This window comes from Sphaerisporangium fuscum (assembly GCF_018531465.1).
Taxonomy (GTDB): Bacteria; Actinomycetota; Actinomycetes; order Streptosporangiales; family Streptosporangiaceae; genus Sphaerisporangium; species Sphaerisporangium fuscum.
This window is the reverse complement of sequence record NZ_JAHDTF010000004.1, coordinates 1-15291: the sequence shown is the minus strand read 5'-3', so window position 1 is coordinate 15291 and position 15291 is coordinate 1. Positions and strand designations below refer to the sequence as shown.

The following is a 15291-nucleotide window of genomic DNA, read 5'->3' as shown; positions in this document are numbered from 1 at the left end:
GGCATTTTAGGGGACCGGCCCGACGTCACTCCGCCATCTCGGAGCGGACCGCCTCGATGCGCTTGAGCACCTTGGCCCGGAGATCCTCGGGCACGGTGTCACACCCACAGTGCTTGGCGATCAGCTGCTTCACGGCCTTCTCGAGGCCGTACTCCTCCAGGCAGGGCCCGCACTCGTCGAGGTGCTGGCGGATGTCGGCCCGCCGCCGCTCGTCGAGCTCGCCATCGAGAAAGGTGTAGACCCTTTCGAGCACTTCGCCGCAGTCGGTGTCGTGCGGCTTCCCACAGCTCATGCCCAACACCTCACCAAGGCGCCGGCGCCGCGCCCGCGGCCGGTCACGGCCGACGACTCAATATCACCGCGCTCCGTCACGACGGCTCCTCCGATCGCACAAGCCCGCGTTCGCGTGCGTAGTCCTCGAGTTGCGTCCGCAGCTGGCGTCGCCCGCGGTGCAGGCGGGACATCACGGTCCCGATGGGGGTGCCCATGATGTCGGCGATCTCCTTGTAAGGAAAGCCCTCGACGTCGGCGAGATAGACCGCGATCCGGAAATCTTCGGGAAGCTCGGCCAGCGCGTTCTTGACGTCGCTGTCGGGGAGGTGCTCGAGCGCCTCCACCTCGGCGGACTTCAGACCGGCCGACGTGTGCGACTCCGCACGCGCGAGCTGCCAGTCTTCGATCTCCTCGGTGCCGGCCTGCTTCGGCTCCCGCTGCTTCTTGCGGTAGCTGTTGATGAAGGTGTTGGTGAGGATGCGGTACAGCCAGGCCTTGAGGTTGGTGCCTTCCTGGAACTGGTGGAAGGACCCGAAGGCCTTGGCGAAGGTGTCCTGAAGAAGGTCCTCCGCATCCGCGGGATTCCTGGTCATCCGGAGCGCCGCGGAGTAGAGCTGATCGAGGTACGGCATGGCGTCGCGCTCGAACCGCTCACTGCGTTGCTCCAGAGTCTCCTCGGCTATCTTGGAGACCGGACCCACCCCCTTAAACGCGCCGTACAGAGCCGAGAATACCGGCTCCTCTACGAGCGCCCGATCGCCGACCTCGGCCACCAGCATGGGACGGAACCTCCTAGCGTGTTTACGCCCGTCTGCAACACGCGGGGCATAGCATCTGTTCCCGGTAACTAGAAGGTGACGAAGGACCCGGTACGGGGAAAAAGATACGTACCGGCTGGTAGCGATTCCCCGGAGCCCCGACCGTCCAGGAGCCACTTGTGCTGCCCATCCCAGCCAGCGAACTGAACGGCTCAACCAGCGCGCTCGGGCCGTACTGGACCTTCTATCACGCCGTCGTGGCCGAGCAGCTGCGACGATGGCTCCCCCAGAAGCCCGGACTCCTCCTCGACCTGTCCGGCGGGCGGGGTCGCTGGCCCGCGCAGGCGGCCCGGGCCGGGCACCATGTCATCGAGATGGTCGACTTCCGGCGTCCCGCCGATCCGTCGCTGAACGGGGCGGGGAAGCAGAGGATCCGCAGGGTCCGCGCCGACGACCTCGGCTTCCTTCCGGACGCCTCCGTCGACGCGGTCGTGGCCGAGGAGCGCGCGCTGTCGCTGGAGCTGATGGCCGAGTCGACCATGGAGGACGTCGTGCGCGTCCTCAAGCCGGGCGGTCGCGTGCTGGCCTGCGTCGACTCGCTGGTGCTCGGCATGGCGATCATGGCCGAGCAGAACTACTGGGCCCACCTCTGCCAGACCGGCACGGGCGAGGTGATGCTCGTGCCGTGGCCCGACGGCAGCATCACCCGCTGCTTCAGCAGCGTCCAGCTGCGCGAGCTGCTCGTCGACGCCGGCCTGGAGGTGGAGTGGATCCGGCCGCGCACGGTGCTGTCGCCCTCGACCGTCGACCACGTCCTCGCCGCGGACGCCCGCGCGCTGAACTGGCTGGTGCGCACCGAGCTCGACGCCCACCCTGACGACGACGACACCGTCGGCATCCACCTGGTGGCGAGCGCCCGCAGGCCGGGCTAGCCGTGTTCATCTGCCTCGCTCCGCTCCGCTCGGCGGGCTCGGGTCTCCCCGAGCACTTCAGCGGCGGCGTTCGCGCTTCGACTGGCACTCCACGCAGCGGGCCGCCTCGGGGCGTGCCGCCAGGCGGCCCTCAGGGACGGGCTTGCCGCAGTCGACGCACCGGCCGTACACGCCCGCGTCGATGCGCTTGAGCGCGTCGAGCACCGCCGTACGCTGCCGGGTGGCCACGTCGATCATGGCCTGGGCGCGGTCGGCGTCGGTGAGGTCGGACCCGGCGTCGGCGGCCGATCTGTCGTCGACGGCCCCCGGATCACCTTTCAGCACCGCGATGGACCGATCGAGTTCGGCCAGCATGCTCTCCAACTGTGCCCGAGCGGTCGCGACGTCCACGAATCCGCACCTCCGGGAAGAAACGGGACACGGCCTCGGCGGGAACCCCCGGAACTCCCGCCTGGCTCTTGGGAAGACTTGGCAGTTGCGGTGACTGTTCGCGCACGAGCCATCGCTTTCCTGTTCGGATGCCCGTTCGGCACGCTTCTTACACCGCTGTGACCCAGGCTTTTGCCGACGTTCCTAAAACAGTTGCGTCTCGGGGCTCTCGGGGTCGATGAGGTGGGGGCCGTTGTTCCTGACGCTGTTCACCTCGCTCGACACCGGGTAGGCCACCAGCCCGCTCGGCGGGGCGGAGGCGAGCAGGTCGAGCACCTTGTCGGGTTCGGTGAGCGCCGGGTCGAGCCAGTCGGACCACATGTCGGGCTTCATGATCAGCGGCATGCGGTCGTGGATGTGGCCCAGGTGGTCCTCGGCGGTGGTCGTGATGACGGTGCAGGTGACCAGCCACTTCAACGGGTCGTCGTCGGCCCGCGTGGGGTCCTTCCAGTACTCGTACAACCCCGCCATGGCCATCACCCCGCCGTCCTCCGGGTGGATGAAGTAGGGCTGCTTGGTCTTCTTGTCGGCCCTGTACCACTCGTAGTAGCCGTCGGCGGGCAGCAGGCACCTGCGGTGGGCGAAGGCGCGGCGGAAGGACGGCTTCTCGGCGAGCGTCTCCAGCCGCGCGTTGATCATGCGGTTGCCGATGGAGGGGTCCTTGGCCCAGCTCGGCACCAGCCCCCACTTCAGCACCTGGAGCTGCCTGACGGGCTCGGCCTTCGCCTCGGCGGCCTGCTCCTCGGGACGGGTGAGCACGGCGTAGACCCTCTTGGTGGGGGCGACGTTGTAGTCGGCCGGGAGCTCGGCGGAGGTGCCGTCGAGGCCCACCTGGAACTCCTCCAGCAACTCCTGTCGCTTGCGTGCCGACGCGTATCTGCCACACATGGGCACTAGCCTGCCACCGCTCGGCCGTTCCCGGACAGACATGCCCTCCCCCGTCTCACGGCGGGGAGCGGTCGGCGTGCGTCATCCCTTTGCGGGGAAGGGTCCCGGTAGGCTCGGAGGTATGTCAGCTCCCCTGTGGCCCGCGCCCGAGGCGACCGGTCCCGTCGACGCCGTCGTGCGGCTGCCCGGGTCCAAGTCGGTGACGAACCGCGCCCTCCTGCTCGCCGCGCTCGCCGATGGTCCGAGCACCGTGCGGCGGGCCCTGCGCAGCCGCGACGCCGACCTTATGGTGGCGGCCCTGCGAGCCCTGGGCGCGGAGCTGACCCCCTCGGACGAAAGCCCCTCCGGCACCGACTGGCACGTCGTCCCGGGCCCGGTACGCGGCGGCGCGTCGATCGACGTCGGCCTCGCCGGCACGGTGATGCGCTTCGTCCCGCCGGTGGCGGCGCTCGCCGACGGCGAGGTGTCCTTCGACGGCGACCCGCACGCCCGCAAGCGGCCGATGGGCCCGATCCTCGGCGCGCTGCGGTCCCTCGGCGCCACCGTCGACGGTGACGCCCTGCCGTTCACCGTCAGGGGCCCGATCTCCGGTGGCGAGGTCACGCTCGACGCCTCGGCGTCCTCGCAGCTGGTGTCGGGGCTGCTGCTGGCCGCCGCCCGCTTCGACAAAGGCGTGACGGTACGCCACGACGGCCCGCCGGTGCCGTCCATGCCGCACATCCAGATGACGGTGCAGATGCTGCGCGCCGCCGGGGTGCGGGTCGACGATTCCGAGCCCGACGTCTGGCGGGTCGAGCCGGGGCCCGTCGCGGCCCGCGACCTCACCGTCGAGCCCGATCTTTCGAACGCCGCGCCGTTCCTGGCCGCCGCGCTCGTCACCGGCGGCACGGTGACCATCCCCGACTGGCCCGAGGAGACCACCCAGGGCGGCGACGAGCTGCGCTCGCTGCTGCCGCGCATGGGCGCGACGGTCACCCGCACCCCGCAAGGCCTGAAGGTCACCGGCGGCGCGAGCATCCAGGGCATCGACGCCGACCTGCACGACGTCAGTGAGCTGACGCCCACGCTCGCCGCCCTCGCGGCGCTGGCGACCTCACCGAGCACGCTGCGCGGCGTGGCCCACATCAGGGGGCACGAGACCGACCGGCTCGCCGCGCTGGCCACCGAGATCAACCGGCTCGGCGGCGACGTGACCGAGACCCCCGACGGCCTCGAGATCCGTCCGCGTCCGCTGCGCGCCGGGGTCTTCCACAGCTACGCCGACCACCGGATGGCGACGGCCGGAGCGGTGATCGGCCTGGCCGTCCCCGGGGTCCAGGTGGAGGACATCGCGACCACGGCCAAGACCCTTCCCGAGTTCGCCCGCATGTGGGCGCTGATGTTGGAGGAAGGCCGCTGAGACGACGCGAGTACGACGAGGAGGACGTGCGGGTCCGGCCCGGCAAGGGGTCGCGGCCGAGGACCAGACGCCGTCCGGCGCACGATGACGCCGTGGAGGGGTTCGTCGTGTCGGTCGACCGCGGCCGCTACACCTGCCTGGTGGAGAGTGACGCCACCGGCGGCCGCAGGCGCAAGAAGGACGCCGCCCGCGAGGTGACGGCGATGCGGGCCCGTGAGCTGGGCCGCAAGGGCATCGTGGTCGGCGACCGCGTGGGCCTGGTGGGCGACACCTCCGGCACTCCCGACACCCTCGCCCGCATCGTCCGGGTCGAGCCCCGCACGTCGATGCTGCGGCGCAGCGCCGACGACACCGACGAGGTCGAGCGCCCGATCGTGGCCAACGCCGACCAGTTGGTGATCGTCACGGCGCTGGCCGACCCGCCACCCCGGCCGCGCATGATCGACCGTCTGCTGGTCGCGGCCTTCGACGCCGACATCGACCCGCTGCTCTGCCTGACCAAGGCCGACCTCGCCACCCCCGACGAGCTCGTGGCGCGCTACGAGCCCCTCGGCCTGCCGTACGTCGTGGTACAGAAGGGCGGCGAGCTCGACGAGCTTCGCTCCCGGCTCAACGACCGGCTCAACGTGCTCGTCGGCCACTCAGGGGTGGGCAAGTCGACCCTGGTCAACGCCCTGGTCCCCGACGCCGACCGGGCGGTGTCCCACGTCAACGCGGTGACCGGCCGCGGACGCCACACCTCGAGCTCGGCGGTGGCCCTGGAACTGCCCGGCGGCGGCTGGATCATCGACACACCGGGTGTCCGCAGCTTCGGGCTCGGGCACGTCGTGATCGACAACGTGCTCGCGGCCTTCCCCGCGCTCGCCGAGGGCGCGGTCCACTGCCCGAAGGGATGCAGCCACCGGAGCGCCGAGTGCTCCCTGGACACCTGGGTGGCGGAGGGCCACGCCGACGCGGCGAGCCTTGAGTCACTGCGCCGCCTCCTCGGCAGCCGCGACGGCGCCCCCGACGACGACTGACGCGCCAGGGTCCGGCTCGGGTGAGGGACGAGCCCGGACGACGACGAAAGCCGCCGCCTCAAGCAGGCCCCGAGCCCGCCGAGCGGAGGCGAGGCCATCAAGCCGGCTCGGGGCCGGCGGTGGTTTGAGGAGGAGGGAGGGTGAGGGACGAGCCCGTACGACGACGAAAGCCGCCGCCTCAAGCAGGCCCCGAGCCCGCCGAGCGGAGGCGAGGCCATGCACGTCCGGCACTGCTCAAACCGGGGCGGGCACGATAGCGTTTGTCCTCGTGACGGGTTACAGCGACGACCTCCGCCTGGCGCACATGATGGCCGACAGCGCCGACGATCTCACGATGCGCAGGTTCAAGGCGGTCGACCTGCGAGTCGACACCAAGCCCGACCTGACCCCGGTGAGCGACGCCGACCAGGCGGTCGAGGAGGCCATCCGCGGCACGCTGCGACGGGCCCGCCCCCGCGACACCGTCATCGGCGAGGAGATGGGCACGACGAAGGGGTCCGGCTCACGCTGCTGGATCATCGACCCGATCGACGGCACCAAGAACTACGTGCGCGGCGTCCCGGTCTGGGCGACGCTCATCGCCCTGATGGAGCACGGCCGGGTGGTGGTCGGCGTCGTCTCGGCCCCGGCCCTCGGGCGCCGCTGGTGGGCGGCCCGCGACGGCGGCGCCTGGACGGGCCGCAGCCTGACCAAGGCCACCCGCTGCCAGGTGTCGTCGGTGAGCCGCCTGCAGGACGCGTCGTTCTCCTTCTCCAGCCTGGGCGGGTGGGAGGAGCGCGGCCGGCTCGGCGAGTTCGTCGACCTCACCCGCTCCGTCTGGCGGACCCGCGCCTACGGCGACTTCTGGTCGCACGTGATGGTGGCCGAGGGGTCGGTCGACATCTCGGCCGAGCCCGAGCTGTCCCCCTGGGACATGGCGGCCCTCACCGTGATCATCGAGGAGGCGGGCGGGGTCTGGACCGACCTGTCGGGTGCGGCGGACGTCGACGGCGGCAGCCTGGTCTGCGCGAACCCCGTGCTGCACGAGGAGGTGCTCAAGCGCCTCGGCGGCTGAGCACCTCCCGCGAGTCCGGCTACCGCTCCTCCGGCGGCCGTGAGATCACACGGTCGTCGAGGTAGCAACTGCAGTTACCGCATCCTGGAAGCACGCCGACCCTCCTCGCCCGTTCGACTCCCTCGACGCTACGCCGCGTGGGAGCCGCCTGTGACTGGCCGTGAGGGCACAGTCGCGTTCGGGGCCGGCCGCAAGGCGGTGTTCACCTGACGGGGCGGTTCCGTTCAGCGAGGTGCTTGGCGAGCCCTTCGGCCGCCGCCTCGACCATACGCAGCACCTCACGGAACCCGTCGATGCCGCCGTAGTAGGGGTCGGGCACCTCCGCCTCCTCCGGCGCGGCGGGGTCGAACGAACGGAACAGCCGCACGTCGGCCCCCGGCGGGGCGATCCGGCGCAGTGCCCTGAGGTTGTCGAGGTCCATGGCCAGCACCAGGTCACGCTCGGCGAACCACGCCTCGTCGAACTGCCTGGCGCGGTGGAGTGAGCCGTCGTACCCCTCGTCCGACAGTGTGCGCAGGGCGCGCTCGTCCATGGGCATGCCGGCGTGCCAGCCGCCCGTGCCGGCGCTGTCGACGACGACCTCGTCACCGAGGCCGTGGTCCTCCAGCACCCTGCGGACCACCACCTCGGCCATCGGGGACCTGCAGATGTTTCCCATGCATACCAGGCACACACGCGTCATGGGTGCAATGATTGCGCATAGCGCCCTGGACCGTTCACAACGATAGTGACCAGGCCCGTTCATTCCTCGTTCACCTTTAACGGGGGATTGCGTCACCTTTACTCCGTACCGTCCTGCCCGTTGAGAGAACCACGTGGGAGGACGAGAACCGTGAAATATGCAGGCCGGCTCGCCGTAGCCGCCATCGCCGGCGTGCTTTCGCTGGCTGCGTGCGGCACCGATAACAACAACACCGGCTCCGGCACCTCGTCGGCGAACGCCGGCGGGTCGAGCACGAGCGGTGGCAGCGGGCTCAGCGGCACGATCAACGCGGCGGGCTCCTCCGCCCAGGCCAACGCGATCGACCAGTGGAAGAAGGGCTTCCAGGGCGCGAACCCGGGCGTGAGCGTCAACTACCAGCCCAGCGGTTCCGGTGCGGGTGTCCAGTCGTTCATCCAGGGCACCATCGCTTTCGCGGGCTCGGACTCCGCGCTCAAGGACGACAAGGGTGAGCCCGCGCAGGCCGACGCCCGGTGCAAGACCGGCAAGGCGATCAACCTGCCCATGGTGATCGGTCCGGTGGCCGTCGTCTACAACCTGCCGGGTGTGGACGGCCTGCAGCTGTCGCCGCAGACCATTGGTGACATCTTCAACAGCAAGATCACCAAGTGGGACGACCCCGCCATCAAGAAGGACAACCCGAACGCCAAGCTGCCGTCCACCCCGATCCAGGCGGTGCACCGCTCGGACGAGTCCGGCACCAGCGACAACTTCACCAAGTTCCTCAAGGCCACCGCAGGCTGGCCGTACGAGCCGGCCAAGGCCTGGCCCGCCGAAGCCAAGGGCACCGGCGCCAAGGGCTCCGACGGCATCGCCCAGACGGTCAAGGGCGGCGAGGGCACGATCAGCTACGTGGAGCTCTCCTTCGCCGAGAACTCCGGCCTGACCAAGGCCAAGGTCGCCAACGGCTCCGGCGAGTTCGTCGAGCTGACCCCCGAGAGCGCCGCCAAGACCGTCGAGGCCGCCGAGATCAAGGGCACCGGCAACGACCTGAAGCTCTCGATCGACTACGCCACCAAGGCGGCTGGGGCCTACCCGATCGTCCTGGTGACCTACGAGATCACCTGTGAGAAGGGCCTGTCCGCCGAGGACTCCAAGCTCGTCAAGGCCTTCCTCACCTACACCTCCAGCGACGAGGGGCAGTCCGCTCTCTCCGGCCTCGGCTACGCGCCGCTGCCGGCGAGCCTGGTCGCCAAGGTGCGCACCGCCGTCGAGGCGATCTCCTAACACGAATGGCCACGTCAGTTCGTACACGCGAAGGCGGGCCGGCCGCTGGCCGGCCCGCCTTCCGGCGCACCCGCGGTGAGGGTCCCTTCCGCTTCGCCGCGACCGGCGCCGGCGTCCTGCTGCTCGTGATCATGGCGGCCATCGCGGTCTTCCTGATCGTGAAGGCCATCCCCGCGCTCCAGGCCAACACCTCGCACTTCCTCACCGAGAGGTACTGGACGCCGAACGCGACCAAGCCGGTCTTCGGTATCGCGGCCCTGGCCTTCGGCACGGTACTGAGCTCGTTCCTGGCGCTGATCATGGCGCTGCCGGTGGCGATCGGGGTGGCCCTGTTCATCTCCCACTACGCGCCGCGCCGCCTGGCGGGAGTGCTCGGCTACGTCATCGACCTGCTGGCGGCCGTCCCCAGCGTCGTGTACGGCCTGTGGGGCGTGATCTTCCTCATCCCGCTGATGCAGGGCCCGGCCACCTTCCTCAACACCTACTTCGGCTGGATCCCGCTGTTCGCCGGGGACGCCGTCTACGGCAAGTCCATCCTCACCGCCTCGATCGTGCTGGCGATCATGATTCTGCCGATCATCGCGGCGATCTCGCGCGAAGTGTTCCTCCAGGCGCCGAAGTCGCTCGAGGAGGCGTCGCTGGCCCTCGGCGCCACGCAGTGGGAGATGATCCGGATGTCGGTGCTGCCGTTCGGACGTCCCGGTGTCATCAGCGCGGCCATGCTGGGCCTCGGACGGGCGATGGGCGAGACCATCGCGGTCGCCCTCATCTTCCCGGCGACGTTCGAGATCACCATCAAGGTGCTGTCGAACAACGGCAACAGCATCGCCGCGAACATCGCCAACGGCTTCGGCGAGGCCACCCCCATCGGCCAGGGCGCGCTCATCGCGTCCGGCCTCGTGCTGTTCGTGATCACCCTGGTCGTCAACATGGCCGCCCGGCTGATCATCGCCCGCCGCAAGGAGTACTCGAGGGGCGCCGCATGACCATGTCACCCCCCATCCTCACCCCGCTGTCCACCGGCCGGCGGGTGAAGAACCGTATCGTCCAGGGTCTGGTGTGGCTGGCCTTCGCCATCGCCGTCGTCCCGCTCGTCTCGGTCCTGTGGCTCGTGCTGAAGAACGGCTTCGCCCGTTTCGACATGGAGTTCCTCACCCACTCGATGCGCAACATCGGCGCCCGCGACGCCGGAGGTGGTGCGTACCACGCCGTCCTCGGCACGCTGGAACAGGTCGGCCTCGCCACCCTGATCTCGGTGCCGGTCGGCCTGCTCACCGCCATCTACCTGGTGGAGTACGGCCAGGGGCGGCGGCTGGCCCGCAGCATCAGCTTCTTCGTGGACGTCATGACCGGCATCCCCTCGGTGGTCGCCGGTCTGTTCATCCTGGCGTTCTGGGTGCTGATCCTCGGCGTGGGCTACTCCGGGTTCGCCGGCTCGCTCGCCCTGTCGATCCTGATGATGCCGACCGTCGTCCGCTCCTCCGAGGAGATGCTGCGCCTGGTCCCCAACGACCTGCGCGAGGCGTCGTACGCCCTGGGCGTCCCCAAGTGGAAGACGATCGTACGAATCGTCCTGCCGACGGCCTTCACCGGCATCATCACCGGTGTCATGCTCGCCATCGCCCGCGTCGCGGGCGAGACCGCGCCGCTGCTGCTCACGGTGTTCATCACCGACTCCATCAACCCGGACCCGTTCCACGGGCCGCAGATGGGTCTCCCGTTGTACGTCTTCGACCAGATGACCCGGCCGAACATCACCGCGGTCGACCGGGCGTGGGCGGGAGCGCTCACCCTCATCCTGATCGTCATGCTGCTCAACCTGGTGGCGCGCCTCATCGGATGGTGGCGCTCTCCCGCCAAGGGCCGATAAGGGGTATCGACAATGGCCAAGCAGATCGAGGTCTCCGACCTCGACGCGTACTACGGATCGCACAAGGCGATCGAAGGCATCACCATGACGATCGAGCCGCGCTCGGTCACCGCCTTCATCGGCCCCTCCGGATGCGGCAAGTCCACGTTCCTGCGCACCCTCAACCGGATGCACGAGGTCATCCCGGGCGGGCGCGTCGAGGGCAAGATCCTCCTGGAGGACCAGGACCTCTACGGCGCCGACGTCGACCCGGTCTCCGTGCGGCGCACGGTCGGCATGGTGTTCCAGCGGCCGAACCCGTTCCCCACGATGTCCATCTTCGAGAACGTCGCCGCGGGCCTGCGCCTGAACGGCGGCGTCTCGCGTTCGGAGATCGACGGCATCGTGGAGCACTCGCTGAAGGGCGCCAACCTCTGGAACGAGGTCAAGGACCGGCTCAACAAGCCGGGCGCGGGCCTGTCCGGCGGCCAGCAGCAGCGCCTGTGCATCGCCCGGGCGATCGCGGTCAGCCCGGCCGTCCTGCTGATGGACGAACCCTGCTCGGCCCTCGACCCGATCTCCACCCTCGCCATCGAGGACCTGATCGGCAAGCTGAAGGACGAGTACACGATCGTCATCGTGACGCACAACATGCAGCAGGCGGCACGCGTCAGCGACCGCACGGCGTTCTTCAACCTCGCGGGGCAGGGCCAGCCGGGCAAGCTCATCGAGATGGACGACACCTCAAAGATCTTCACCAATCCCACCCAGAAGGCGACCGAGGACTACATCACCGGACGCTTCGGATGATCCACATCTAAGGAGATGGTGTGACCCAGCCGCAGGCCGCATCTGAAGTGGACGGGGACACTCGGCCGGCGCCCATGCTGCTGGTTGCCGATCCCGACGCCGACATGGTGCGGGAACTGTCCGGGGCGCTGGAACGCGAGGGCGTCCTGGTCGCCGGAGTGCTCGACGGGGCGCAGGCCCTCCTCCAGGCCGGCGCCCTACGGCCCGACGTGGTGCTCGTCAGCGCCACGCTTCCCGTCATCGGGCCCGTGGAGTTCGTCCGCGCCGTACGGTTGGCGCGGGCCGTACCCGTGCTGCTCGGAGTGGGTGAAGGACATGCCGAGCAGGCGGTCCAGGCGCTCGCCGCGGGGGCCACGGCCTGCGTGGCGCGGCCGTACCGCGTGCCCGAGCTCCTCCCCCTCGTCCAGGCGGCGTTCCCCGGCGAGCCGGGGGCACGCGGCGTGCTCGCCGTGGGCGACGTCGAGCTCGACGTCGGCGCCTACCAGGTGCGGGTCGCGGGGGCGCCCGTCCACCTGCCTCTGCGCGAGTTCGAGTTGCTGCACTACCTGATGCGCCACGCCGACCGCACGGTGACGCGCGAGCAGATCATGCGCCATGTCTGGCACGCCGCCGACTCCATGTCCACCAACACCATCGCGGTGCACGTCAAGCGCCTGCGCGCCCGCCTGGGAGACGTGGACGACCAGCTGATCCAGACCGTTCGCGGCGTCGGCTACCGCCTGGTGACCCCGAGCGCCTAGCCCGGTGAGCGCTCACCCGCGTCCGCCCCGGTGAGCGCTCCTGGCCGTCCTGGGCCTTCAGCGCTTCCGGGACTCGCACCTGCCCCTGTCGACGCAGACCCGGTTGGCGATGACCTGGAGGAATATCTGCCGCGCCTGGGCGAACGTACTCGCCACCATCGCGGCGCCGTTCGTCACCTCGGCGATCCGCCGCAGCTCCCCCGCGTCGATGCCCTGGCCGTACCCGATCAACGTGATCGTCACGGGTCGCTCCGGGGTGAACTCCTCGCGCAGCGTGGCGAGGAGGTGATCGAGCGAGATGCCGTGAGCGTCGTCGTTCCTGCCGTCGGTGAACACGATGACCGAGCTGATCATGTTCCTGACCTGGTGCCTCGACGCGGACCGGAAGGCCGCGAGCACCGAGTCGTACAGGCCGGTGTCCCCTCGTGTACGCCCGGGCAGCTTGCGCAGTTCCTGGAGGACCCGCGGGACCCGCTGCTTCATGGGGCCCACGGGGACGACCTCCCGGTAATCCTTGTCGCCGTCGAGGTTCGTGGAGAACACCCACAAACCCACGTCGCTCCCCTTGGGCAGGGACCGGACACCCGCCTCCGCCAGGCGGGCGGTGGCCTGCATACGGGTGGCGTGCATGCCGGGCACCGGCTCGGCCATGGACCCGCTGATGTCCAGAAGGAGCAGGGCACGGGTGTCGGCGAGGAGCAGCCTCACCGACAGCAGCGCGCGAAGCGTCGTAGCGGTGTCCGGGGCGGGAATGTCCCGCGGAGGCGCCGCACGCAGCCCCCGGCTCGCGTCCATGCCCGGTCCGGCCTCTCCTCGCGGGTCGCGGAAGCCCGCCGCCCGCAGAAGCGTCCGCCCGGTCGTGGACGCGATCAGCCGGCGGAACGCTTCGGCGGTCCTGACCTTGGCGGGGTCCTTCGTCAGGGACACGTACGGGTAGTCGAGCGCGATCGCCCCCTCCTTGGGGTAGAGGCCGACGGCGGGACGATCGGACCGGGAGGCGTTGTGCCGCCAGACGGCCTGCTCACTCGCCACGATCACCGGGTCCGTTCCGGCGGGCGGATCGTCGACGAGACCGAAGAGGGCGTTCTCGGACGGCACGATGGCTCTTTTCAGGTTGAGCGTCACGCCCTGCACGATCTTGAGCATGTCCGGCCGGTCCGCCACCACGGCATTGAGCACATTGAGCGCCGCGAGCCCCGATGCGAACCTGCTCGGAACAGGCAATGTCGTGAACGCCCTGGGCAGCCTCTTCCGGGTCCCCGACGTGGGAAGCAGCAACGTCCAGGACGGCTCACCGGGATGCGTCGCGAGTTTGGTGGCCGTTCGCCGGGTGACCGCCATGATGACGGGTGAACGGGCGATCGAGACACCAGAGGTGAACCGATTCCGATCCGCTCCCTGCATACGCGCGAAGTCGACCCACACCGATGCCTCGGGCACCCACACGTCCGTGTCGTCCTTCCGCGCACCGAGGCGATCGGCGGCTTCGGCGGAATTCCTGGCGGTCACGCTCATCTGAACGCAGCCGGCGTCGGAGACGGGATCCCGGGCCAACCGCTGCAGGACCGGCGCGATCTCGGGAGCCGCCACGATCCGGAGGGGCACGCGTTCGGTACAGCTCGACCGCGACATGAGGGCATAGCCCCCACCGGTGAGCCCCGACAGCAGCACCGCCCCCAGCGCGACGGCCGTGATCGTGCGCCGCCGACGCCCCGCCTTCGTCATGATGTGGCGGGACGCCACGGAAATGTCCTCCCGCGCAACCGGATCGTCTTTCCACGGGTCGAAACCAAGGGGATCCGGATTACGATGCCTACCCGTCACCGACATCACACCCTTAGCGCCTACCAGCCGTAGCGAACGGAGAGCGGCCACCCGATATCGTGAAGCGTAGCGCGGTAGGTGAGAGCTGACAGGCGTTCCAAGCAAGCGCTTGAATACGATGCGGAAACGGTCGCGTCCGAGATTATTTCGATCGTTCTCGCACCGGCCAGAAGCCATTCTCTCGGCCATGACCAGCGCGTGAACACCGCTCACGCCAGGAGACCAGGAGCCATCCTCCGACGACGAACGGATTCGGATCCCCTGGAGGGCTACCGGAATGGGCCCCCCTCTGTGCGTGGCGGTCGACTCGGGCGCTCATCGGTGGACGCCACTAGGGTCGGCACCATGCGAAGCAGCTATCTGTCCTGGCCCGCGGCGGTGGACCTGTTCGAGCGGCGCGGCCTTCCCCAGGAGACCTACCGGAACCTGTACGAGGAGGAGTACATCCTGTGCCCCGGTAGCGCCGCGATCAACGGGGAATTCTCGCTCAACGACCACGACCGCTCCCCCTGGAGTGACGACACGCCGGATGGGGCGACGGGCTACATCGTCGACGGTGATCTGACCGTCGACGGCAACATCGTCAACGACGACGACGGAGCCGCTTCCCGGACGGACAGGCCATGCACGGACGAGGCGATCACCAGCGACTCCATCGCGTGGGCCGACCAGCCCTCCCACCGTAGGACGGCGCCGACTTCGCCGTACGGTATCCCACCGCTGCGGCGCCGATGAGAAGGCATCAGAGCCAGCGACGAGTGAAACGCCTCGGTGAAAGCAGGAAAGGCGAGCCGGTGAAGGTAGGGGGCGGGCCGGTGAACGGTCTCGGCCAGCGGTTCGGGAGGAGGAAACCCGGACGAGGTAACCCCCGGCCAGTTGTAGCGGCTCATTTCGTACGGGACCCCGAGGCTCCCGCCAACAGCAGCAGAGTCCCCCGCCGCAGACGGTCGGTGGGGGGTCTGTCGGCCTGGCCGTAGAAAGCAGAAACCGGCAGGGGCCACCCGAAGCCCTGCCGACAGCAGCGGAATGCAGCTCGGATCGATGGTGTACGGTCTGTCGATCTGGCCATGCATGCCGAGATCGCGCGTTTGCCGGCAGAAACAGAAAAGGGCCGCCCACAGCATGGACGACCCTCGGCCCTCGCACGAACCCGCATCAGCACCCGCCGCTGCGGATGCCTCTCCCTGCGGATACCCCCACACAGCGGTAAGGGCCACCCGCTTGGCGGGTGGCCCTTACCATATGAAAAATTTGTCCGGCGGCGTCCTACTCTCCCACACCGTCCCCGGTGCAGTACCATCGGCGCTGGAAAGCTTAACTTCCGGGTTCGGAATGTAACCGGGTGTTTCCCTTCCGCTATAACCGCCG

The 15291-nt window shown here is 69.4% G+C and carries 16 protein-coding genes and 1 rRNA gene; 10 read left to right on the top strand and 7 right to left on the bottom strand.

The features are described from left to right. Positions 1-25: 25 nt before the first annotated feature. Both rsrA and KIK05_RS05070 read right to left on the bottom strand, forming a co-directional pair. Positions 26-292 carry a mycothiol system anti-sigma-R factor gene (gene rsrA / locus KIK05_RS05075; protein WP_214409380.1) on the bottom strand — a complete coding sequence of 89 codons (267 nt, stop codon included), beginning with the start codon at positions 290-292 and terminating at the stop codon, positions 26-28. 76 nt (positions 293-368) lie between these two features. Next, positions 369-974: a sigma-70 family RNA polymerase sigma factor gene (locus KIK05_RS05070; protein ID WP_214409773.1), complete on the bottom strand. Its 606-nt coding sequence runs from the start codon at positions 972-974 to the stop codon at positions 369-371. Between the two features lie 236 nt (positions 975-1210). Between KIK05_RS05070 and KIK05_RS05065 the strand changes: the two genes are divergently transcribed. Further along, a complete protein-coding gene (locus KIK05_RS05065; protein ID WP_214409379.1) occupies positions 1211-1963 on the top strand; it encodes a class I SAM-dependent methyltransferase in 753 nt (250 codons plus the stop codon). Positions 1964-2020: 57 nt separating this feature from the next. Here KIK05_RS05065 and KIK05_RS05060 read toward each other — a convergent pair whose 3' ends face one another. After that, positions 2021-2353, bottom strand: coding sequence for a TraR/DksA family transcriptional regulator (locus tag KIK05_RS05060; protein WP_214409378.1), 333 nt, complete (start codon positions 2351-2353; stop codon positions 2021-2023). A gap of 183 nt (positions 2354-2536) precedes the next feature. Continuing rightward, the gene (locus KIK05_RS05055) at positions 2537-3280 is read right to left on the bottom strand and encodes an SOS response-associated peptidase (protein WP_214409377.1); all 744 of its coding nucleotides are present in this window, start codon (positions 3278-3280) and stop codon (positions 2537-2539) included. 121 nt (positions 3281-3401) lie between these two features. On the opposite strand from KIK05_RS05055, the gene aroA reads away from it, so the two are divergent. The 3 genes from aroA to hisN all read left to right on the top strand — a co-directional run bounded on the left by aroA (position 3402) and on the right by hisN (position 6752). Beyond that, a complete protein-coding gene (aroA, locus tag KIK05_RS05050) occupies positions 3402-4679 on the top strand; it encodes a 3-phosphoshikimate 1-carboxyvinyltransferase (protein ID WP_214409376.1) in 1278 nt (425 codons plus the stop codon). Then, positions 4676-5698 carry a ribosome small subunit-dependent GTPase A gene (rsgA, locus tag KIK05_RS05045; protein WP_214409772.1) on the top strand — a complete coding sequence of 341 codons (1023 nt, stop codon included), beginning with the start codon at positions 4676-4678 and terminating at the stop codon, positions 5696-5698. Before aroA ends, rsgA begins: the two co-directional genes overlap by 4 nt. Positions 5699-5966: 268 nt before the next feature. Next, on the top strand, positions 5967-6752 hold the full coding sequence (hisN, locus tag KIK05_RS05040; RefSeq protein WP_214409375.1) for a histidinol-phosphatase: 786 nt from the start codon (positions 5967-5969) through the stop codon (positions 6750-6752). 202 nt (positions 6753-6954) lie between these two features. Here the strand turns inward: hisN and KIK05_RS05035 are convergent, their stop codons facing one another. Continuing rightward, positions 6955-7434 carry a low molecular weight protein-tyrosine-phosphatase gene (locus KIK05_RS05035; protein WP_214409374.1) on the bottom strand — a complete coding sequence of 160 codons (480 nt, stop codon included), beginning with the start codon at positions 7432-7434 and terminating at the stop codon, positions 6955-6957. Positions 7435-7584: 150 nt separating this feature from the next. On the opposite strand from KIK05_RS05035, the gene pstS reads away from it, so the two are divergent. The 5 genes from pstS to KIK05_RS05010 are packed head-to-tail and all read left to right on the top strand — an operon-like array spanning position 7585 to position 12099. Further along, positions 7585-8700, top strand: a complete 1116-nt coding sequence (pstS, locus tag KIK05_RS05030) for a phosphate ABC transporter substrate-binding protein PstS (protein ID WP_214409373.1) — start codon at positions 7585-7587, stop codon at positions 8698-8700. A 5-nt stretch (positions 8701-8705) separates the two neighbouring features. After that, positions 8706-9686, top strand: coding sequence for a phosphate ABC transporter permease subunit PstC (pstC, locus tag KIK05_RS05025; RefSeq protein WP_214409372.1), 981 nt, complete (start codon positions 8706-8708; stop codon positions 9684-9686). Next, positions 9683-10570 carry a phosphate ABC transporter permease PstA gene (gene pstA / locus KIK05_RS05020; protein WP_308249755.1) on the top strand — a complete coding sequence of 296 codons (888 nt, stop codon included), beginning with the start codon at positions 9683-9685 and terminating at the stop codon, positions 10568-10570. The genes pstC and pstA overlap by 4 nt, the downstream gene beginning before the upstream one ends. Before the next feature lie 12 nt (positions 10571-10582). Beyond that, positions 10583-11359, top strand: coding sequence for a phosphate ABC transporter ATP-binding protein PstB (pstB, locus tag KIK05_RS05015; protein ID WP_214409371.1), 777 nt, complete (start codon positions 10583-10585; stop codon positions 11357-11359). A gap of 20 nt (positions 11360-11379) precedes the next feature. Next, positions 11380-12099, top strand: a complete 720-nt coding sequence (locus KIK05_RS05010; protein ID WP_214409370.1) for a response regulator transcription factor — start codon at positions 11380-11382, stop codon at positions 12097-12099. 57 nt (positions 12100-12156) lie between these two features. Here the strand turns inward: KIK05_RS05010 and KIK05_RS05005 are convergent, their stop codons facing one another. Further along, positions 12157-13842: a substrate-binding domain-containing protein gene (locus KIK05_RS05005; RefSeq protein ID WP_214409369.1), complete on the bottom strand. Its 1686-nt coding sequence runs from the start codon at positions 13840-13842 to the stop codon at positions 12157-12159. A gap of 426 nt (positions 13843-14268) precedes the next feature. Between KIK05_RS05005 and KIK05_RS05000 the strand changes: the two genes are divergently transcribed. Beyond that, on the top strand, positions 14269-14658 hold the full coding sequence (locus KIK05_RS05000; protein WP_214409368.1) for a hypothetical protein: 390 nt from the start codon (positions 14269-14271) through the stop codon (positions 14656-14658). 518 nt (positions 14659-15176) lie between these two features. Here KIK05_RS05000 and rrf read toward each other — a convergent pair. Beyond that, positions 15177-15291: ribosomal RNA gene (gene rrf / locus KIK05_RS04995) — 5S ribosomal RNA — on the bottom strand; the annotation flags it as partial.

Coding starts and splice junctions, on each gene's coding strand:
- aroA (WP_214409376.1), top strand. CDS start 3,402: ATGTCAGCTCCCCTGTGGCCCGCGCCCGAGGCGACCGGTCCCGTCGAC.
- pstC (WP_214409372.1), top strand. CDS start 8,706: ATGGCCACGTCAGTTCGTACACGCGAAGGCGGGCCGGCCGCTGGCCGG.
- pstB (WP_214409371.1), top strand. CDS start 10,583: ATGGCCAAGCAGATCGAGGTCTCCGACCTCGACGCGTACTACGGATCG.
- KIK05_RS05035 (WP_214409374.1), bottom strand. CDS start 7,434: ATGACGCGTGTGTGCCTGGTATGCATGGGAAACATCTGCAGGTCCCCG.
- rsrA (WP_214409380.1), bottom strand. CDS start 292: ATGAGCTGTGGGAAGCCGCACGACACCGACTGCGGCGAAGTGCTCGAA.
- pstA (WP_308249755.1), top strand. CDS start 9,683: ATGACCATGTCACCCCCCATCCTCACCCCGCTGTCCACCGGCCGGCGG.
- KIK05_RS05000 (WP_214409368.1), top strand. CDS start 14,269: ATGCGAAGCAGCTATCTGTCCTGGCCCGCGGCGGTGGACCTGTTCGAG.
- KIK05_RS05055 (WP_214409377.1), bottom strand. CDS start 3,280: ATGTGTGGCAGATACGCGTCGGCACGCAAGCGACAGGAGTTGCTGGAG.